Raw genomic sequence first — 18,596 nt, 5'->3', positions numbered from 1 at the left:
CCTCTGCGCCACGTGGGATCGCGGCGTCTGTCCAATTCATTTTGGATTATAAATTCTATTTTTTAAGTTTTCAACACAATCATTCGGATTTTAGTGCTTATGTTCCGTTGCGCGCGGCGCCGACGGCAACCGTCAGTGCGATTGCAAGACCGAGCGTGGCCGAGAGCGAACGGAAGGCGCCGAAATCGACCTCGGAAACCGAAAGCGTTGTCGCCGAAAACGGCCGCAGCGGGCTCACAACCGTGTCGGTAATGCCGATCACCGGAATGTCATTGCCCGCCGCCTGTTCGGCAAAGGACACCGTCTCGGCGGTATAGGGCGCGAAGCTGATGGCGATCACGACATCGCCGGGCCGCACCGCCTGATAATTGGCAAGGCCGCCGACAGCGCCATGCAGCATGGCCGGCACATTCATCCGCTCGAACGCATAGGCGATGTAGGTCGCCACCGAAAACGCGCGCCGGAGGCCGATGATGTGGATCATCGCCGCGCCGGAGAGCAATTGCACCGACTTCTCCAGCTCCGCCGGCTCCACCGTCTTCAGCAGGCCTTCAAGCGAGGTTCGCCCCGCATCGGTGAATTCGGCAAGCAGCGCCACCGGGCTTCCCGCCGCCGTCTCGCGCAGATGCTGGAGCCGGGTGCGGTAATCCGGCCAGCCGCCGACATAGGAATCGCGAAACAGTTTCTGCATTTCCGAAAACCCGGAAAAGCCGATGATCTGGCAGAAGCGCATGAAGGCCGAGGGCTGAACGCCGGCGCCCTCCGCCATTTCCGCCACCGTCGAAACGGCGATCCGGTCCTGGTTGGCGGCCACGAAATCGGCGCATTGACGCAATCTTTTGGGCAGGGTGCCCGCAAGCTCCGCCAGCCGTTCCTCGAATTCCCTGACCGTGGCCGGCGCCGTCATGCATTCCCTCCAACAATGATATTGACATAAACCATGTCACAAACTAGCAAAATGGAATATATATTCCAACAAGATTTACGCCGCCGGGATTTCCGGCAGCGCTCACCGGGAGGATAACATGGTCACGACGATAGCGCTTCTGGGCGCAGGCCGCATCGGCAAGGTGCATGCAAAGGCAATCGCCGAGGACAAACGCGCCCGGCTGGTGGCGGTCGCCGACGCGATGGCGCCAGCCGCCGCCGCGATCGCCGAGGCGACCGGCGCGAAGGTGATGACCATCGAGGAGATCGAGGCCGACGGCAGCATCGACGCGGTGATCATCTGCACCCCCACTAACACCCATGCGGACCTGATCGAGCGCTTCGCCCGCGCCGGCAAGGCGATCTTCTGCGAAAAGCCCGTGGATCTCGATGTCGCTCGGGCACGAGCCTGCGCCGATGTGGTCAAGGCGGCCGGCGCGCGCGTCATGCTCGGCTTCAACCGCCGCTTCGATCCGCATTTCCTGGCGGTTCGCAAGGCGATCGACGACGGCAGGATCGGCAAGGTCGAGATGGTGACGATCACCAGCCGCGACCCCGGCCCGCCGCCGGCGGAATACATCAAGGTCTCCGGCGGCATCTTCCGCGACATGACCATCCATGATTTCGACATGGCCCGCTTCCTGCTCGGCGAGGAAATCGCCACGGTCTCCGGCTCGGCGGCGGTTCTGGTCAACCCGGAGATCGGCGAACTCGGCGATTACGACAGCGCCAGCCTGGTGCTCGCCACCGAAAGCGGTCGCCAATGCGTGATCTCGAATTCCCGTCGCGCGGCCTACGGCTATGACCAGCGTATCGAAGTGCATGGCTCGCTCGGCTCGGTATCGGCTGAAAACCAGCGCCCAGTGTCGATCGAAATCGCCAACAAGGACGGCTACACCCGCCCGCCGCTGCATGATTTCTTCATGACCCGCTATACCGCCGCCTATGCCGCCGAAATCTCCGCCTTCATCGACAGTATCGAGAACGACACCGCCCCATCGCCCTCGATCGAGGACGGCCTGATGGCGCTGACCCTTGCGGATGCGGCTCTGCGGGCGGTGAAGGAACAGAAGACGATCGCGGTCGGGTAAGAAACTGGGCTCCCCTCCCAACAACCTGAAAAAGGGGCGCCGGACTTGGGGGCCCAGAGCGCTGACAAAGCCCGTCCCGATTTTCTCCGTCATGCCGGCCTTGAGCCGGCATCCAGGGCCGCTTGCTGGGTGTTCCAATAAAGAGTCTTTGCGCTCTAGGACTTGGCACTTACTGGATTCCGGCTCAAGGCCGGAATGACGGAAGAGAGGTAGGCATCACCCCGATTGCGCACGATGTTTGTCAACAAACTGAGGGGGCGCCGGCGTTGGCGCCCTTTTTCGGCCTCAACCCCACCCTCCTCCCGTGGCAGCGCCTCCACGCCGCACGCTTTGCAAGCGCGTGCAACGGTCGCGCAAGCCATGGATGGCTGTCAACGACCTGTCACAAAAACTTCATGAATGCTCGGTTGCACAACAGTGCATTCCAAAGCAGAATGAGGCGGCTGAGGGGGAGACATGTCCGAGAAAGAATTTGTCAGCGCGCAGGAAGTCGCCCGCCGCGCCGGTGTTTCCCGCTCCGCCGTCTCGCGCACCTTCACGCCGGGCGCCAGCGTTTCGGCGGAGACGCGCCGCAAGGTGATGGCGGCCGCCGAGGAGCTCGGCTACCACGTCAACCATCTCGCGCGCGGCCTGATGCGCAATGAAAGCGGGATCGTCTGCCTGATCGCCTCCGAGGTCGCCACGCCCTATCGTTCGTCCCTTGTCAGCGCCATTACCCAGAAGCTTCAGGATCGCGGCAAGATCGCCATGCTGGTCAACACCGACCGCTCGGATGGCAGCGTCGACAAGGCGCTGCGCCAGGCGATCAGCTACCGGGCGGACGCCTCCATCATCCTTTCCGGCCTGCCGGACAAGTCGATCGTGCAGCTCTGTCTGAGAAACGGCCAGCGGCTGGTGCTGATTAATCGCGATGACGATCAGGAAGGCCCGCTCAGGATCAATTTCGACAATGACGAGGCCGCGCGGCGGATACTGACCGCGTTTCTGCGCGCCGGCTGTCGCCGCCTCGCCTTCGCCAATTCGGCTTCGATGACGCCGAGCCTGATGGCGCGCGAACGCGGTTTTCTGGCCGCCGGGCAGGCCGAAGGCATCGAGGTGATCGTCGAGCGCTATGGCCAGACGGCCTATGATGCAGGCCGCACCCTCGCCCACCGCATGCTCACCCGCAAGGACCGTCCGGACGGCGTGTTCTGCGCCACAGACCTGATCGCCTGCGGCTTCATGGACGCCGCGCGCAACCAGTTCTCGCTGTCGATCCCCGATCAGCTTTGCATTTCGGGCTTCGACAATATCGAACAGGCCGGTTGGGAATCCTACGATCTTACGACCTTCGACCAGCCTGTGGAACAGATCGCGGCACAGGCGGTCGACTGGCTTTCTTCCCCGCTGGCGGTACCCGCTGCCAATCCGACGGTGACGCTGCACGCCGACCTCGTGTGGCGCTCGTCTATCCGCGGCGGTTAGAGCGTCAGGCGAAAAAGTGGGCGCCGGTTTTCGTTAACCCGACGCGTAAAAACAAAGAATCTAGAGTTTGTCAGGGAAAAGTGGAATCCGGTTTTCCCGAAAAGACAAACGAAAACAAATAAATCTAGAGCCGTCAAATGACCTCCGCGATCCCGTTTTCCTTGATCGACTGCATAGCCATATAGGTCGAGGTCGAGGCCACATGCGGCAGCGTCGAAACCCGCTCGGCAAGCACCCGGCGGTAGGCCCGCATCGAGGCGGTGCGGATCTTCAACAGGTAGTCGAAACGGCCGGCGATCATGTGAACCTGTTCGACCTCGACGAGCCCGACCACCGCCTTGTTGAATTCCGCGAGCGCCTTTTCGCGCGTATCCGACAGCTTCACCTCGACAAAGGCAACATAATCGAGACCCAGTTGAATGGGATCGAGAATGGCGCGGTAGCCCCTGATCACACCCGCCTCTTCCAGATGGCGCACCCGCGCCTGGGTCGGCGATTTCGACAGGCCGATGCGTTTGGCCAGATCGGTAATCGAGATGCGGCCGTTTTCGGCCAGCGTATTCATGATCGCCCGATCGAATCGGTCGAGATCGGCACTGCCTTCATTCACTGAACAAGCCCTCAAAATCAGTCAGAATGATCACATTTCTCTCATCAATCAGGCAAAACGGCTGCAAAGTACAGACTATAATATGGCGATCCAGAGGGAATTGTCATGACAGAAAACACTGAGGAAACCCTGCGCGGCGCAATCGACGCAGGCACCTATGCAGACGAAGCGCAGTTGCTCGACACATTGAAGGAACATGCGCGGCTGAGCGACGAGGATCGCGCCCGCATCTCGGAAAATGCGGCTGATCTCGTTCGCGCGATTCGCAACCATGCCAAGCCCGGCATGATGGAAGTTTTTCTGGCGGAATACGGCCTCTCCACCGATGAGGGCATCGCCTTGATGTGTCTTGCCGAAGCGCTCCTCAGGGTGCCCGATGCCGAGACCATCGACGCGCTGATCGAGGACAAGATCGCGCCGTCGGACTGGGGCCGGCATATGGGGCATTCCACCTCGCCGCTGGTCAACGCCTCGACATGGGCGCTGATGCTGACGGGACGGGTTCTGAAGGATGAGAACAAGGGCCTCGTAAGCACCCTTCGCGGCGCAGTCAAGCGCCTCGGCGAACCGGTGATCCGCACCGCCGTCGGCCGCGCGATGAAGGAGATGGGCTCGCAGTTCGTCCTCGGCGAGACGATTGCGTCGGCTCTCAAACGCGCCGCGACCATGGAGGAAAAGGGCTACACCTACAGCTACGACATGCTGGGCGAAGCCGCCCGCACCGAAGGCGATGCCAAGCGCTACCACCTCGCCTATTCCCGTGCGATCGGCGCGATCTCGGAAGCCGCGACCGCCGACGATATCCGCAACAATCCCGGCATATCGGTCAAGCTTTCAGCACTCCACCCGCGCTATGAAGAGGCCCGGCACGACACGGTGATGGACCAGGTCGTGCCGCGTCTGCGCACGCTGGCGCAGCTTGCGCGCTCCGCCGGCATCGGCCTCAATATCGATGCGGAGGAGGCAAACCGGCTGAGCCTTTCCATGGATGTGATCGAGACCGTGCTGTCCGAGCCCTCGCTTGCCGGGTGGGACGGGTTCGGCGTGGTGGTGCAGGCCTATGGCAAGCGCGCCGGGCCGACCATTGACTGGCTTTATGCACTGGCGACACGGCTCGACCGGCGGATCATGGTGCGGCTCGTCAAGGGCGCATACTGGGACACCGAGATCAAGCTTGCGCAGGTCGAGGGCATCGACAGTTTCCCGGTGTTCACCGCCAAGCCGGCCACCGACATTTCCTATATCGCCAATGCCCGCAAGCTGCTCGGCATGACCGACAGAATCTATCCGCAATTCGCCACCCACAACGCCCATAGCTGTGCGGCAATCCTGGATATGGCCGGCGACAACCAGGCATGGGAGTTCCAGCGCCTCCACGGCATGGGCGAGGCGCTGCATTCGATCCTGAAGGAACGCCACAACACCCATTGCCGGATCTATGCGCCCGTCGGCGCCCATCGCGATCTGCTGGCCTATCTCGTACGTCGCCTGCTTGAAAACGGCGCCAATTCCTCGTTCGTGAACCAGATTGTCGATGACGAGGTGCCGCCGGAAACCGTTGCCGCCGATCCGTTCGACAAGGTGAAACCGACCAAGCTCAGGACAGGCGCCGACCTGTTTGCGCCCGACCGCAGGAACTCGGCCGGCTTCGATCTCGCCCACCGCCCGACGCTGGCGCTGATCGATGAGGCGCGCGCGCCCTTCCAAAACCATCAGTGGCAGGCCACGCCGCTGATCGCCGGAGATGCCCCTGCCGGCGAAACGGCGCCGGTGCCCAACCCGGCCCGCACCCATGATATCGCAGGCACCGTCACATGGGCGACGGCGGAAACGGTTGCTGCCGCCTGCGCCGCCGCCAGGCCCTGGAACGCCGATGCCGCAACGCGCCGCGCGGTGCTTGAAAAGGCCGCCGATCTCTATGAGCGGAATTTCGGCGAGATCTTCGCGCTTCTGGCGCGCGAGGCCGGCAAGACGCTTCCCGATGCGGTCGCGGAACTGCGCGAGGCGGTGGATTTCCTGCGCTATTACGCCGGGCAGGCCGAAGGCGCGCCGCCGGTCGGCGTGTTCGCCTGCATCAGCCCGTGGAACTTTCCGCTGGCAATCTTCACCGGCCAGATCGCCGCGGCGCTCGCAAGCGGCAATGCGGTGCTTGCCAAACCCGCCGAGCAGACGCCGCTGATCGCCTGGCGCGCCTGCCAGCTTCTCCATGAGGCCGGCGTGCCGGAAACCGCCTTGCAGTTCCTGCCCGGCGCCGGCGATGTCGGCAAGGTGCTGACCGAGAACCCGGCCATCGGCGGCGTCGCCTTCACCGGCTCCACCGAAACGGCGCAGATGATCCACCGCGCCATGGCCGAAAACCTCGCGCCCGGCGCGCCGTTCATCGCCGAGACCGGCGGCCTCAATGCGATGATCGTCGACAGCACGGCGCTGCCCGAACAGGCTGTCGCGGCGATCGTCCAGTCGGCCTTCCAGTCGGCCGGACAGCGCTGCTCGGCGCTCAGATGCCTTTATGTCCAGAAGGACATCGCGGATCACTTCCTGCGGATGCTAATCGGCGCGATGGACGCGCTGCAGATCGGAAGGCCATGGCACATTTCTACCGATGTCGGCCCGGTCATCGACGCGGAGGCAAAGGCCGGGATCGCCGAATATCTCGCCGTCGCCGAAGATGAGGGACGTATCCTCAAGACGACCACCACGCCGGACACCGGTCATTTCATCGCCCCGACCCTCATCAAGGTCAACGGCATCGCTGACATGACCCGCGAGATTTTCGGCCCCGTGCTCCACGTCGCGACCTTCGAGGCCGGAGAGATCGATGCGGTGATCGACGCCATCAATGCCTCCGGCTACGGCCTGACCTTCGGCCTGCAGACCCGGATCGACGACCGCGTCCAGCATGTCGCCGACCGTATCCGGGCCGGCAATATCTACATCAACCGCAACCAGATCGGCGCAATCGTCGGCAGTCAGCCGTTCGGCGGCGAGGGCCTGTCCGGCACCGGCCCGAAGGCCGGCGGCCCGCGCTATCTCGACCGCTTCCGCCGCCATGCGCCCGAGGCCGAGGCGAAAGCATGGGATGGCGATATGTCCCCCGAGGCGCTCAAAGCCGAGATTTCGCGCGCGTCCACCGAGACGGGTCGCGTCTTCAGAAACACGCTTCCCGGGCCGACGGGCGAATCGAACGTGCTCACCGCGCTGCCCCGCGCGCCGCTGCTTTGTCTCGGACCGGGCAAGGAGGCGGCAAAAAAGCAGGCGATGATGGTCGGCGCGCAGGGCGGACGTCCGGCCGTCGCGACCGGGTCAATCGCGCCGGAAAGCCTTGTCGGCCTGGATGGCATCTCCGCCGTGCTCTGGTGGGGCGATGAGGACACCGCTCGCGCGCTGCGCCGGGCGCTTGCCGGGCGCGAAGGCCCGATCCTGCCGCTGGTGACCGGCGCGCCGGATGCCGGCCACGCCCTGAAGGAGCGCCATGTCTGCGTCGACACCACGGCGGCAGGCGGCAACGCCAAGCTTCTCGGCGGCGTAAGCTGAGGCGAAACGGCCTGTCAGGCAACCGGCCGGAAGACGATATCCGCCGGATGGCTGTTGTCGATGACGGTCTTCGCGTTCGGGAGGTCGTTTTCGTGGGCACGGGCATGCGCCGCCTCAGGTTCGAAGCCCATATCCGTCCAACGCTGCAGCAGCCGGCGCTCCAGAACGGAAAACGGAACGTCAAGGCTGATGGTCAGGTCGAAAATGGCGCGGAGATCGCGCCAGCCCGGCTCGTCGAGCAGCAGATAATTGCCCTCGACCACCAGCAACGGAAGCGAGCGCGAGACGGCGCGCGCGCCAGCACGCGAGATTTCGAGCTTCCTGTCGAACAGCGGAACGATGACCTCGTCTTCCTCGTTGGCGCTGAGGCGACGGAACATCACCGCCAGTCCGCCGACATCGAACGTATAGGGCGCGCCCTTGCGCGACAGCGTCCCGCGCGCCTTCAGCAAGTCGTCATCGAGGTGAAACCCGTCCATGGGAATGACGGCGGCGGAGCCCGGCTTCTGCCGATTGAGGCGGGCGACGAGATCCTCTGCAAGCGTGGATTTGCCGCTGCCGGGCGCCCCGGCAATCGCAACGAGCCGGCGTGCGCCGGTTGGCAGTGCTGAAAGCGTATCGAGAAGGTCTTCGACCCTGGTTATCGTCTTCGGCATCGGCCCCTCCCACGGCAAGTTCACGCGGCGCACCCGCTCTACCCATCTGTGACGCATTTTCGCGAAGGTCAGGCGATTCCAGCTGACAGCGAATTTCCATGGAACTCTTAACCCGTGGCGTCTTCGTCCACAATGACCTGAAACTTGACGAGGGTAGGACGCCTCTCGGCGGCCCGTTCGAACGCCGCGCAGCATTCACAGCAGAAAGACCCAATGCCGTTCATATGCGGCTCAGAGAAGCGACGCCCCGATGCGAATGTCCCTCGCGGCGGGCCACGAAAAGAAAGCCGCATGCGAAATAATATTCAGGCTCGGCATCATGTGGAATGACGATTCCGGGCGCTTTTCCAAGGCTTCTGATCTTGTGGGCGATCCTGCAGACCCGCTCTTGCGATATTGCGGGAACCGGATCGAGGATCAGCCCGCTCAGGCCCTGCATCTGCGCGATCGCAACAAGGTTCTCCATATCCACCGCCCCGTCAACCAGGGCGAGCGCACAGATTTCGGCCCCGTCGGCATGGGTCTCATTCTCCTCCCGCATGCCGCGCCAGCGATCGCCGGCGGACAAGCGGCGGCGGTCGGGGCGCCGGTGCAGCGCCATGATCGCGGCGCGCGCATCCGATGGGCCGGCAATGCCCGTCAGCACGATATTCTGGATGCCCTTTCGCAGAAGGCTCTGCAAAACCAGTCTTGCATGGCTGTCGGCGCAGACCGCGATCTCGCAACTATCGGCCTGAAGCGCGGCGAACCCGGAACGGGCGAAGATCTCACCCGCTTCGCAGATCACGCAATCAAGCCCGGCTTCGGAAAAACCGCTTTCGCCAGGTGGTACGGAAAACAGGCCACGCTGCGGCCGTCCTTCCCAAAGAGCGGCCTTCAGCCGGTTCGGTTGGGCGGCCACCGCGATCATGTGAACTGCACCGCGACCGAGCCGAGCGGTCCGAAATCGGCATGGAGCGTGTCGCCCTTGTTCGCCCAGACCGGCCGCGTGAACGAACCCGAGAGCATCAGATGGCCGGGTTCGAGCTGCGTGCCGAAGGGGCCGAGCTTGTTGGCGAGCCAGGCGATCGCCATTGCCGGATGGCCGAGCACGCCGGCGGCGAGACCGGTCTCCTCGATCTCCGAATTGCGGTAGAAGATCGCGCCCACCCATCTGAGGTCAACATCCTCGACCCGGACCGGGCGGCCGCCGAGCACGATGCCGGCCGCGGCTCCGTTGTCGGCAACGGTGTCGAAAATCCTGCGAGGCTCGGTCACCCGCGCATCGATGATCTCGATCGACGGCACCACCCATTCGGTGGCGCGCAGCACGTCGATCAGGCCAACGCCCGGGCCCTTCAGCGGTTCCTTCAGGATGAAGGTCAGTTCCGGCTCCACCCGCGGCACGCAGAAGCTCTCGAACGGCACCTTGGCGCCGTCGGCCAGCACCAGATCGTCGAACAGGTAGCCATAATCAGGCTCGTCGATCTTCGAGGACGCCTGCATCGCCTTGGAGGTCAGGCCGATCTTGTGGCCGACGATCCTGCGGCCCTCGGCAACCCTGGCATCGGCCACGGCAGATGAAATCGCATAGGAATCGGCGATTTCTATATCGGGAAACATCTCCGAAGGCCGCCGGCCCTGCACTTTGGTGCGGTGGCTTTCGAGAAGCGATGCAACGGCCTGGCCGCGTTGTTCATCTGTCAGCATGTGCGTTCCTCATGCAAAGGTGAATGTACCGCGCGAAAGATTCACGCCGATGCCGATATGCCCTTCCATCAGCATCCAGTCATGGACGACGAAGGATCGGAGCCCCGCTTTGGCGAAAGGATCTCCGGCGGCAAGGCGTTCGGCCTCCGCGCGGTTTTCCGCGCGCAGCAGGATCAGCCCGTCGCCGTTCGGCCTGCCGTCATCGCCGGTGAACGGACCGGAGGCAAACAGCTTGCCCTCGGCCTCGAGCCCGATCAGATATTCGAGATGATCGGCAAGCACCGGGCCGATGTCCCTGCCCTCGTTCAGGGTGCAGATCACGGCATAGAGTTTCTTCTTGAGCATCGGCGCCATCAGTTCGGGTGGTGTCGGCATGGGTGCTCCTCAGGCCTGATAGCCAAAATAGCCGGCTTCCGCAGCGGCTTTCGGCCAGCTCTCGCAGCGCGAGCCGGTCAGTTGTGTGCGAAGACAGGTCGCCTCGGTGCAATCGCAGAACCGGAGTTCGCAGACGCGCCCTTCCCGCACCTTTTCCGGCCAGTCCGGATCGGAGAACAGCGGCCGCGCCAGCGCCACGCCGTCCGCGTCGCCGCGCGCCAGAATGTCCTCGGCCACGCGCGGGTCGCGGATGCCGCCATTGGTGAAGATCGGCACGGTGGCAAATCGGCGGATCGCCCGCACCTCCTCGTGCTGGAAGGTCGGACGGGCGAACAGCCCGGCATTTTCCGGCGTCTTCAGCGTCTCGAAGGTGGAAACCACCGGCACGGCGAAATCGATGCCGGCTTCTTCGAGGCGCGGAATGAGCGACGTCGCCTCATCCAGCGACCACCCGCCAGGGCGCAGTTCGTCGCTCATCAGCTGGATGCCGACGATGAAATCGCGGCCCACGTCGGCGCGGATGCGACGCACGGCTTCGAGCGCGAACCGGGTGCGGTTTTCGAACGATCCGCCCCAGCCATCCTTGCGCCGGTTCATCACGGGCGAGAAGAAACTGGAGACGAGAAAGCCCTGCGCGCCGTGGAGTTCGACGCCGTCGAAGCCAGCCTTTTCGGCAAGCCTTGCCGTGTTAGCGAAATCGGAAAGCGCCTGCTCGATTTCATCTTCGGTAATTTCCGCCGGCGTCACCGTCTTGCCCGGCAGAAGCTCGAATGGGACGGGTGACGGAGCGAGCCGCCGCGCCTTCTCGTATTCCGACCACGGGCCGGCATAACGCCCGGCATGGACGATCTGGGCGACGGCGAGCGCGCCATGGCGCTTGATCTCGCCGGCGACGTTGGCGAAGGCATCGAGACTATCGTCGTCCTTCAGCATCGGCTGCAGCGGCATCTGCCGGCCGGCGACGGAGATCGCAAGGTTCTCGGTGATGACCATGCCCGCGCCCCCTTTGGCGCGGCGGCCGTAATGCTCGGCCATGGCCGGCGTCGGGATGCCGTTTTCGTCGGCATAACATACCGACATCGGCGCCTGCGCGATACGATTTCTCGCCTCGCGCAGGCCGATCGTCATCGGCGAAAACAGGGTCGGGTAGATTGCGTGGGTCATGGCCGCCTCACTTCATGAACCAGTCCGGCGGCATCACGCCCCAGAGATTGGCGGAGCCCGGGCCCGGCTCCCAGGTCTTCGGCTTCAGCGGGGTTTCGCCGTGCCATGGCCGCGGCTCGAAATAGCCGAGTTCCTCGTCATTGATCTGATCGAGTTCGGTGAACAGTTCGATGATCTGGCCGTCAGGATTGAAATGATAGGTAAAGACATTGTGGCCGATGCCGTGGCGACCCGGCCCCCAGATCAGGTGGATGCCGCGGCTGGCCAGATAGTCGCAGGCCTTCTGAACATGGTTCCAGTCACGCAGTTCGAACGCGCAGTGGTGCATGGCAATCGCGCCGGTATTGATCAGGTTGATGGTGTGATGATCGGGACCGCAGCGCAGGAAGGCGAAGAAATCGCCCATCCAGTCGCTTTCGCGAAAGCCCATGACCTCCGCGAAGAATTTCACGTCGCGCCTGATGTCATCGGTCTTGAAGGCGACATGGCCGAGCTTCAGCGGCTCGATGCCGCGCCCGCTATAGGCCTGGGTGGCGGGCTCGGGCTGCTCGAACACCTCCATCGTCGTGCCCTTGGTATCGGTGAAGGAAATCACCGTGCCGATGCCCGGTTGGGAGTCCGTCGCCTGTGAAACGGAAATGCCGGCGCCTTCGACCTGCTTCCTGAACGCGTCGAGTTCGCCTTCGGCAACCTGAAAGGCAAGCCGGGTGCAGGCCGCCTCATCGCCCGCCATGAGCACCACGGAGTGGTGGTCGAGGGTGGAGGCCAGATAGACCGCATCCTTGTCCTTGTCCGTGACGGTGAGTCCCAGCACGTTTTCATAGTATTCGGTCTGCGATCCCATATCCCTGGTGGTGAAGGTCGCGTGAGAGATGCGTCGGACGCGTTGCATGGTTTTTCTCCTCCTCCGGCCGGCGCTTCAGCGGGCAGCGGCAAATGTGTTGGTCAGTTCTCCAAGTCCGGTGATCGACACGCTCACGGTGTCGCCATCGGCCAGAAATTCGCGCGGTCGCCGGCCGAAGCCAACGCCGGAAGGCGTGCCGGTCGCGATGATATCGCCCGGGAAAAGCGTCATGATCCGGCTCAGATGCACCAGGATGTCGGCGACGCCGAAGACCATCTTTCCGGTCGACTGCTTCTGCTTGATCGCTCCGTTGACGGAAAGCTCAAGCTCCAGCGCCTGCGGGTCCGGCACATGGCGCGCCGGCACCAGGAACGGGCCGGTCGGCTGGAAACCGTCCCAGGCCTTCTGCATCACCCAGTCGACGCCGACGAAGGGGGCGCTTTCGATCCAGTCGCGCGCCGAGACATCGTTGATCACGGTGTAACCGGCAACCGCCGACAGCGCATTCTCCCGGCTCAGCCCGCGACAGGTGCGGCCGATCACGACGCCGAGTTCAGCTTCCCAGTCGACCATTTTCGGCCAGTCCGGAAGCGTGACGGTGTCGCCATGCGCCGCGAGGCAGCCGAGGGGACGCAGGAAAGCATACGGAAATTCCGGCGCGTTGACGCCCATTTCCGCGATGTGGTCGTGATAATTGATGCCGATGCAGATCAGCTTGCCGGGGTGGGCGATCGGCGGCGCGAAGCGCATGCCTCCGGTGTCCACCGGAGCGGCTCCGGCGGCGATGGCGGCGTCGATCGTGTCGAGATGGCGCTCCCAGTCCGTCATCAGTTCCATCGGATCGGTCACGGACCGGCCGAGCAGTTGCGGGAGCGCGTAAAAAACACCGTCCTTTTCGGCAAGGCAGATGAAGCCGCCAGCCGTGTCCTGAAACCGAGCCAGTCTTGTCATGAATTCCTCCCACTGGGTTGAACTTATGGCTAAAAAAATCGGTAGTCAAGAAAATATCGATAATATTGACTTCTTGGTATTTTTGTTTTTATCTCGATAACACTAATGGGAGGAATTCGGATGACACATATGACACGGCGGGCCGTGATGGCCGCCATGGGAACGGGCGTCGCCTGGCTGACGCTCGCGCAGACCGGGGCGAAGGCCCAGCAGAAGACCCTTCGTTTCAGCACCTATCTGCCGTCGCAGCACCCGATGATGACGCAGTTCGTGGCGCCGTTTGCCGCCTCGATCGCCGAAGAGACCGGCGGCGCGGTTCAGGTGGAGATCGCCGCCGCCGCCCTTGCCCCGCCGCCGCGCCAGTTCGACATGGTGACCGACGGGCTCGCCAATATGAGCTTCACCACCCACTCCTATACGCCCGGCCGGTTTGCGCTGACCGGCATCGCCGAACTGCCCTTCCTCGGCAATTCGGCCGAAGCGATGTCGGAGGCCTATTGGGATGTGCATGAGAAATACCTCGCCGCCGCCGGCGAGCACAAAGGCATCAAGCTTCTCGCGCTTTCGACCCACGGGCCGGGCGCGCTCTGGTCCGACAGCGGCCCGGTCGGTTCACTGGCCGATCTCGCCGGACTGAAGCTGATCGTGCCCGGCGGCCTCGGCGCCGATATCGGCGCGGCGCTCGGCGTCGTCACCGTCCAGGCGCCAGCGCCGCAATGGTATGAACTGCTGTCGCGCGGGACCGCAGACGGGGCGCTGTTTTCGGTCGACGCACCGATGAAATTCAACCTCGAGGATTTCCTGCCGCATTACACCAGGGTGCCTGGCGGCCTCTTCAACAACTCCTTCGCCTTCTTCATGTCGGAGCGCGACTGGGATGGCCTCGGCGCCGACAATCAGGCGGCGATCGCGCCGCTGATCGGCAAGCCGCTGTCGAAAAAGATGGGCATCGTCTGGGATGCCGGCGACGCGGCCGCGATCGCCCGCTTCCCCGAGAAGAACATCACCGTGACGGATGTCGAAGGACCGTTCCTCGCGGAAATCAGGGCGGCAGTCGCCCCGGTTGAACAGGGCTGGATCAAGCTTGCCGATGACAAGGGTATCGACGGAGCCGCGGCGCTTGCGATGTTCCGCGAACGGGCCGCCGAATACGAAGCCGGGAAGTGATCCGTGACCACGGGAAACAAGACTTTCCGCCGCGCTGAGCAGGCCCTGCTTGCGCTCGCGGCGGTCACGATTCTGTTCATGATGACGCTGACGGCGGTCGACGTCGTCGGCCGCTATTTCCTGTCGAGCCCGGTTGCGGGCGCCTTCGAGCTGACCGAATTCGCGATGGCGATCGCGATTTTTGCAGCACTTCCCGTGGTGACGCTCAGAAAGGCGCAGGTCACGGCCGACCTCGTATCCGGCACGCTTGGCCGGCTGGGCACGCATGTGCTCGGCTTCGTCACCGATCTCGCCGGCCTCGTTCTGTTTTCCCTTCTGTGCTGGCGGCTGTGGATCGAAGGCATCGAAGTCGCGCACTACGGAACGACAGCGGGCATACTGCACCTGCCACTGGCTCCGCTTGCCTTTTATGCCTCCGCACTCTCGGGTCTCTCGGCGCTGGTGCATGTCTCCCACCTCGTCACGCGGATGAGGGGACAGGCATGAGCGCCGCGATCATCGGGCTCCTCATCCTGCTGGCGCTCGCGCTTTCCGGCATCCCGCTCGCCTTCGCCATGGCCTTTGTCGGCCTCTTCGGGCTGACGGCGCTGATCGGTTTCGAGCCGGCGATCGGCCAGCTTGCCCGGGTCACCCTCGACAACATCGCCAATTACAGTTTCTCGATCCTGCCGCTGTTCCTGCTGATGGCGAATTTCGTGTCGCGTTCGGGCATGGCGAAGGAACTCTACGAGGCCTCCTACGCCTTTGTCGGCCACCGCCGCGGCGGGCTGGCGATGGCGACGATCATGGCCTGCGGCGGGTTCTCGACGGTTGCCGGCTCCAGCCTCGCCACGGTCGCCACGATGGCGCCGATCGCGATGCCGGAAATGCGGGCACGCGGCTACAAGGCGGAGCTTGCGGCGGGCGCGATCGCCTCCGGCGGCACCCTCGGCATTCTCATACCGCCCTCGATCATCCTCGTCATCTACGGCAACCTGACCGAGACCGATATCGGCATGCTGTTCATCGCCGGCATCATTCCCGGCATTGTCGGGCTCGCGCTTTATCTCGGCGCGGTCTGGGCCGTCACCCGTTTCGATCCCGAAGCCGGGCCGGCCGGCGAGCGCGCGTCCTGGCCGGAACGGATAGTCGCGCTCAGGGGCATATGGGCGCTGCTGGCGCTGTTTGCGGCGATAATCGGCGGCATCTATTTCGGCGTGTTCACCCCGACGGAGGCCGCAGGCATCGGCGCGGTCCTGTCGCTCGCCTTCGCACTGATGCGCCGGCGCATGACGTGGCCGGTGCTTGCGGCGACGCTTTCGGAAGCGGCGGTCACGACGGCCGCGCTGCTTTTCCTGGTCGCGACCAGCCAGGTCTTCGCCACTTTCGTCAATGTCGCCGGCCTGCCCTACGCCCTGTCGAACTATGCCTCGACCGCCGATATCGCGCCATGGGCGGTGATCGCGATCATTCTCGCGGCCTTTCTCGTGCTCGGCTGCGTGTTCGAGGCGTTCTCGCTGATCCTGCTGTTCGTTCCGATCATCTATCCGATCGTCGCGGCCCTTGGCTTCGACCTGATCTGGTTCGGCATCGTGCTGGTCGTGGTGGTGGAGGTCGGGCTGATTTCCCCGCCGGTGGGCCTCAACGTCTTCGTGCTGCGCACCGTCCAGCACGACGTGCCGCTGATGGCGATCTTCCGCGGCGTGATGCCGTTCATCGCGGCCGACATGGTGCGTCTCGCGCTGTTCTGCCTGTTTCCCGGCATCATCCTGGCGCTGCCAGCCATCATGCGATGACGACGTCAGCCGTCCCCACCCTCGATCACCTTCAGCACCGCCTTGGTGGTCTTGTCGATATGTTCCTTGGAAAGCCGGATCGCTTCCCGGGTCTGACGCCCGAGCGCCGCGTCCATGATCGCCTGATGCTCGGCCTGGATGTCGCGATCCGGATCTGGATGCGTCAGCGAGATGCGGCGGTAGCGCTCATGCTGGTAATAGAGCAGCGAGCGCAGGCGCTTCAGCCAGGCGCTGTCGCAGGCCGAAACCAGCGCCTCGTGGAACTCGCGGTTGCGGTCCTCCCATTCGTCGGAGCCATCCTCCGGCTTCGCCCGGCGGCGCTGGTCGGCCTTGCCGAGCTTGTAGAAGGCAGCCACGATCCGCGATTCCCAGGCCTCGTCGCCGCGCGCGATCGCCCGGGCCACGGCCTCGCTTTCGAGATCGCAGCGGATCTGCGAGATGTCGCGCAGATCCTGCGCCGAAACCGGCGCAACCGAAAAGCCGCGCTGGGCCTCGAAATTCACCAGAAACTCGGACGACAGCTTCGACAACGCCTCGCGCAAGGGACTTGCGCCGATATCATAGTCCTTGCTGAGCCTGGCGATCCGGAGACGCGTTCCGGGCGCGAGATTGCCGGAAACGATGTCCTTGCGGATAGCCAGATGCGCACGATCCGAAAGCGTTGCCTGAGGTTCTTCCCACATAATGGTCCTTGTCCGGGTGTCTGGGTTCCGACCCTTCAATAGCATCGGTTGATTCAGCGATCAACGAGGTCGTTCGCAAGTATCGCTTTTGCGCAAAATATCGATAATTTTGTTGACTACCGATAATATGCCGATTACGCTTGAAACCATGCAAGCATCGGAGCGCCTTATGAATGTCCTGAGCCATCCACGGATCACGAGCTTTATCGGCGGACAGCCGGTATCCCCCGGCGGACGGGATGCGTTCGAGAACATCGATCCGGCAACGGGCGAGGTGGTCTCTACGGTCGAAGTCGCCACTGCCGAGGATGTCGACCACGCCGTTTCCGCCGCGCGCGCGGCGCTTTCCGGCCCCTGGGGCAAATTGACGCTCGACCAACGCGCACGGGCGCTTCATGCCATCGCCGACGGCATCGAGGCCCGGTTCGACGACTTCCTGAGGGCGGAGATGCTCGACACCGGCAAGCCGGTGAACCTCGCCTCCCATCTCGACATTCCACGGGGAGCGGCCAATTTCCGCGCCTTCGCCGAGACGCTGAAGCATGCGCCGGGCGAATTCTTTCCGATGGTGGCGCCCGATGGCGGCGATGCGCTGAACTACACGCTGCGCGGTCCGCGCGGCGTCATCGGCGTCATCTGCCCGTGGAACCTGCCCTTCCTGCTGATGACGTGGAAGGTCGCGCCGGCGCTTGCCTGCGGCAACACCGTCGTCGTCAAGCCGTCGGAGGAAACGCCCTCGACCGCCGCCCTTCTCGGCGAGGTGATGCGCGAAGCGGGCATTCCGGATGGCGTCTACAATGTGGTGCAGGGCTTCGGACCGGGTTCGGCCGGCCAGTATCTCACCGAACACCAGGGCATCGACGGCATCACCTTCACCGGCGAGACCCGCACCGGCGAGGCGATCATGCGCGCAGCCGCCAAGGGCGTGCGTCCGGTCTCCTTCGAACTCGGCGGCAAGAATGCCGGGATCGTGTTTGCCGACTGCGACATGGAGAAGGCGCTGGAACAGACGGCCCGCGCGGTGTTCATGAATGCCGGTCAGGTCTGCCTGCAGACAGAACGGCTCTATGTAGAGCGCCCGATCTTCGATGCCTTTGTCGAAGGGCTGGCGGAACGGGCCCGCGCGCTGAAACCCGGCGATCCCTTCGACAAGGCCACCAGCTTCGGTCCGGTGATTTCCGCCGAGCACAAGGACAAGATCACCGGCTATTACGATGTCGCAGCCCGGCATGGGGCGAACGTGGTCACGGGCGGCGGGCTCTACGCGATGGACGGCCGGCTTGCCGGCGGCAACTGGGTGGAACCGACGATCTGGACCGGTCTCGACGATGCCGACACGGTGCTGCGCGAGGAAATCTTCGGCCCCTGCGTCCACATTGCCCCCTTCGATGACGAGGACGAGGCGATCACGCGCGCCAATGACAGCGAATTCGGGCTCGCCTCGATGCTCTGGACGCAGGACCTCAGCCGCGCCCACCGCGTCGGCGCAAGGCTGCAGTCGGGCATCACCTGGGTGAATTGCTGGTTCCTGCGCGACCTTCGTACCGCCTTCGGCGGCATGAAGCACTCCGGGATCGGCCGCGAGGGCGGGGTTCACGGGCTCGAATTCTATACCGAGCTTCGAAATATTTGCATCAAACTGTAACGACTGTTACGGTCAGGCATC

General features: G+C 63.8%; 17 protein-coding genes. 7 read left to right on the top strand and 10 right to left on the bottom strand.

Going from position 1 to position 18,596, the window contains the following annotated elements; all coding sequences use genetic code 11:
* Positions 1-97: 97 nt before the first annotated feature.
* Positions 98-907: a MurR/RpiR family transcriptional regulator gene (locus HQ843_RS13140; RefSeq protein ID WP_180897890.1), complete on the bottom strand. Its 810-nt coding sequence runs from the start codon at positions 905-907 to the stop codon at positions 98-100.
* A 118-nt stretch (positions 908-1,025) separates the two neighbouring features.
* Between HQ843_RS13140 and iolG the strand changes: the two genes are divergently transcribed.
* Both iolG and HQ843_RS13130 read left to right on the top strand, forming a co-directional pair.
* Complete coding sequence (gene iolG, locus HQ843_RS13135; protein WP_180897891.1) at positions 1,026-2,018, top strand: inositol 2-dehydrogenase; 993 nt, start codon at positions 1,026-1,028, stop codon at positions 2,016-2,018.
* 456 nt (positions 2,019-2,474) lie between these two features.
* Complete coding sequence (locus HQ843_RS13130; protein WP_180897892.1) at positions 2,475-3,482, top strand: LacI family DNA-binding transcriptional regulator; 1,008 nt, start codon at positions 2,475-2,477, stop codon at positions 3,480-3,482.
* A gap of 133 nt (positions 3,483-3,615) precedes the next feature.
* Here the strand turns inward: HQ843_RS13130 and HQ843_RS13125 are convergent, their stop codons facing one another.
* A complete protein-coding gene (locus tag HQ843_RS13125; protein ID WP_180897893.1) occupies positions 3,616-4,092 on the bottom strand; it encodes an Lrp/AsnC family transcriptional regulator in 477 nt (158 codons plus the stop codon).
* Positions 4,093-4,197: 105 nt separating this feature from the next.
* Between HQ843_RS13125 and putA the strand changes: the two genes are divergently transcribed.
* On the top strand, positions 4,198-7,626 hold the full coding sequence (gene putA, locus HQ843_RS13120) for a bifunctional proline dehydrogenase/L-glutamate gamma-semialdehyde dehydrogenase PutA (RefSeq protein ID WP_180897894.1): 3,429 nt from the start codon (positions 4,198-4,200) through the stop codon (positions 7,624-7,626).
* 14 nt (positions 7,627-7,640) lie between these two features.
* Here putA and HQ843_RS13115 read toward each other — a convergent pair whose 3' ends face one another.
* The 7 genes from HQ843_RS13115 to HQ843_RS13085 all read right to left on the bottom strand — a co-directional run bounded on the left by HQ843_RS13115 (position 7,641) and on the right by HQ843_RS13085 (position 13,305).
* Positions 7,641-8,282, bottom strand: coding sequence for a nucleoside triphosphate hydrolase (locus HQ843_RS13115; protein ID WP_180897895.1), 642 nt, complete (start codon positions 8,280-8,282; stop codon positions 7,641-7,643).
* A 220-nt stretch (positions 8,283-8,502) separates the two neighbouring features.
* The gene (locus HQ843_RS13110) at positions 8,503-9,192 is read right to left on the bottom strand and encodes a hypothetical protein (protein WP_180897896.1); all 690 of its coding nucleotides are present in this window, start codon (positions 9,190-9,192) and stop codon (positions 8,503-8,505) included.
* Positions 9,189-9,971 carry a 2-oxo-hept-4-ene-1,7-dioate hydratase gene (gene hpaH, locus HQ843_RS13105; RefSeq protein ID WP_180897897.1) on the bottom strand — a complete coding sequence of 261 codons (783 nt, stop codon included), beginning with the start codon at positions 9,969-9,971 and terminating at the stop codon, positions 9,189-9,191. The genes HQ843_RS13110 and hpaH overlap by 4 nt, the downstream gene beginning before the upstream one ends.
* A 9-nt stretch (positions 9,972-9,980) precedes the next feature.
* A complete protein-coding gene (locus HQ843_RS13100; protein WP_180897898.1) occupies positions 9,981-10,346 on the bottom strand; it encodes a YciI family protein in 366 nt (121 codons plus the stop codon).
* Between the two features lie 9 nt (positions 10,347-10,355).
* Positions 10,356-11,510, bottom strand: a complete 1,155-nt coding sequence (locus HQ843_RS13095; protein WP_180897899.1) for an oxidoreductase — start codon at positions 11,508-11,510, stop codon at positions 10,356-10,358.
* A gap of 7 nt (positions 11,511-11,517) precedes the next feature.
* Complete coding sequence (locus tag HQ843_RS13090) at positions 11,518-12,402, bottom strand: VOC family protein (protein WP_180897900.1); 885 nt, start codon at positions 12,400-12,402, stop codon at positions 11,518-11,520.
* Positions 12,403-12,429: 27 nt separating this feature from the next.
* Positions 12,430-13,305: a fumarylacetoacetate hydrolase family protein gene (locus HQ843_RS13085; RefSeq protein ID WP_180897901.1), complete on the bottom strand. Its 876-nt coding sequence runs from the start codon at positions 13,303-13,305 to the stop codon at positions 12,430-12,432.
* Positions 13,306-13,425: 120 nt separating this feature from the next.
* Between HQ843_RS13085 and HQ843_RS13080 the strand changes: the two genes are divergently transcribed.
* Genes HQ843_RS13080 through HQ843_RS13070 form a run of 3 tightly spaced genes read left to right on the top strand, consistent with a single transcriptional unit; the run spans position 13,426 to position 16,247 of the window.
* Complete coding sequence (locus tag HQ843_RS13080; RefSeq protein ID WP_180897902.1) at positions 13,426-14,472, top strand: TRAP transporter substrate-binding protein; 1,047 nt, start codon at positions 13,426-13,428, stop codon at positions 14,470-14,472.
* A 3-nt stretch (positions 14,473-14,475) separates the two neighbouring features.
* A complete protein-coding gene (locus tag HQ843_RS13075; RefSeq protein WP_180897903.1) occupies positions 14,476-14,958 on the top strand; it encodes a TRAP transporter small permease in 483 nt (160 codons plus the stop codon).
* A complete protein-coding gene (locus tag HQ843_RS13070) occupies positions 14,955-16,247 on the top strand; it encodes a TRAP transporter large permease (protein WP_180897904.1) in 1,293 nt (430 codons plus the stop codon). Before HQ843_RS13075 ends, HQ843_RS13070 begins: the two co-directional genes overlap by 4 nt.
* 5 nt (positions 16,248-16,252) lie before the next feature.
* Here the strand turns inward: HQ843_RS13070 and HQ843_RS13065 are convergent, their stop codons facing one another.
* The gene (locus HQ843_RS13065; RefSeq protein WP_180897905.1) at positions 16,253-16,930 is read right to left on the bottom strand and encodes a GntR family transcriptional regulator; all 678 of its coding nucleotides are present in this window, start codon (positions 16,928-16,930) and stop codon (positions 16,253-16,255) included.
* 169 nt (positions 16,931-17,099) lie between these two features.
* On the opposite strand from HQ843_RS13065, the gene HQ843_RS13060 reads away from it, so the two are divergent.
* The gene (locus tag HQ843_RS13060) at positions 17,100-18,575 is read left to right on the top strand and encodes a 2-hydroxymuconic semialdehyde dehydrogenase (protein WP_246710374.1); all 1,476 of its coding nucleotides are present in this window, start codon (positions 17,100-17,102) and stop codon (positions 18,573-18,575) included.
* The last annotated feature ends 21 nt before the right edge of the window (positions 18,576-18,596 follow it).

Source organism: Martelella sp. NC20 (genome assembly GCF_013459645.1).
Taxonomy (GTDB): domain Bacteria; phylum Pseudomonadota; class Alphaproteobacteria; order Rhizobiales; family Rhizobiaceae; genus Martelella.
This window is presented reverse-complemented; position numbering and strand designations above follow the sequence as displayed.

Excerpts from the sequence above, each read along its gene's own strand:
- HQ843_RS13085 (WP_180897901.1), bottom strand. The coding sequence starts at position 13,305 with ATGACAAGACTGGCTCGGTTTCAGGACACGGCTGGCGGCTTCATCTGC.
- HQ843_RS13100 (WP_180897898.1), bottom strand. The coding sequence starts at position 10,346 with ATGCCGACACCACCCGAACTGATGGCGCCGATGCTCAAGAAGAAACTC.
- hpaH (WP_180897897.1), bottom strand. The coding sequence starts at position 9,971 with ATGCTGACAGATGAACAACGCGGCCAGGCCGTTGCATCGCTTCTCGAA.
- HQ843_RS13090 (WP_180897900.1), bottom strand. The coding sequence starts at position 12,402 with ATGCAACGCGTCCGACGCATCTCTCACGCGACCTTCACCACCAGGGAT.
- HQ843_RS13115 (WP_180897895.1), bottom strand. The coding sequence starts at position 8,282 with ATGCCGAAGACGATAACCAGGGTCGAAGACCTTCTCGATACGCTTTCA.
- HQ843_RS13080 (WP_180897902.1), top strand. The coding sequence starts at position 13,426 with ATGACACATATGACACGGCGGGCCGTGATGGCCGCCATGGGAACGGGC.
- iolG (WP_180897891.1), top strand. The coding sequence starts at position 1,026 with ATGGTCACGACGATAGCGCTTCTGGGCGCAGGCCGCATCGGCAAGGTG.
- HQ843_RS13070 (WP_180897904.1), top strand. The coding sequence starts at position 14,955 with ATGAGCGCCGCGATCATCGGGCTCCTCATCCTGCTGGCGCTCGCGCTT.
- HQ843_RS13140 (WP_180897890.1), bottom strand. The coding sequence starts at position 907 with ATGACGGCGCCGGCCACGGTCAGGGAATTCGAGGAACGGCTGGCGGAG.
- HQ843_RS13060 (WP_246710374.1), top strand. The coding sequence starts at position 17,100 with ATGAATGTCCTGAGCCATCCACGGATCACGAGCTTTATCGGCGGACAG.
- HQ843_RS13065 (WP_180897905.1), bottom strand. The coding sequence starts at position 16,930 with ATGTGGGAAGAACCTCAGGCAACGCTTTCGGATCGTGCGCATCTGGCT.
- HQ843_RS13095 (WP_180897899.1), bottom strand. The coding sequence starts at position 11,510 with ATGACCCACGCAATCTACCCGACCCTGTTTTCGCCGATGACGATCGGC.
- putA (WP_180897894.1), top strand. The coding sequence starts at position 4,198 with ATGACAGAAAACACTGAGGAAACCCTGCGCGGCGCAATCGACGCAGGC.
- HQ843_RS13130 (WP_180897892.1), top strand. The coding sequence starts at position 2,475 with ATGTCCGAGAAAGAATTTGTCAGCGCGCAGGAAGTCGCCCGCCGCGCC.
- HQ843_RS13110 (WP_180897896.1), bottom strand. The coding sequence starts at position 9,192 with ATGATCGCGGTGGCCGCCCAACCGAACCGGCTGAAGGCCGCTCTTTGG.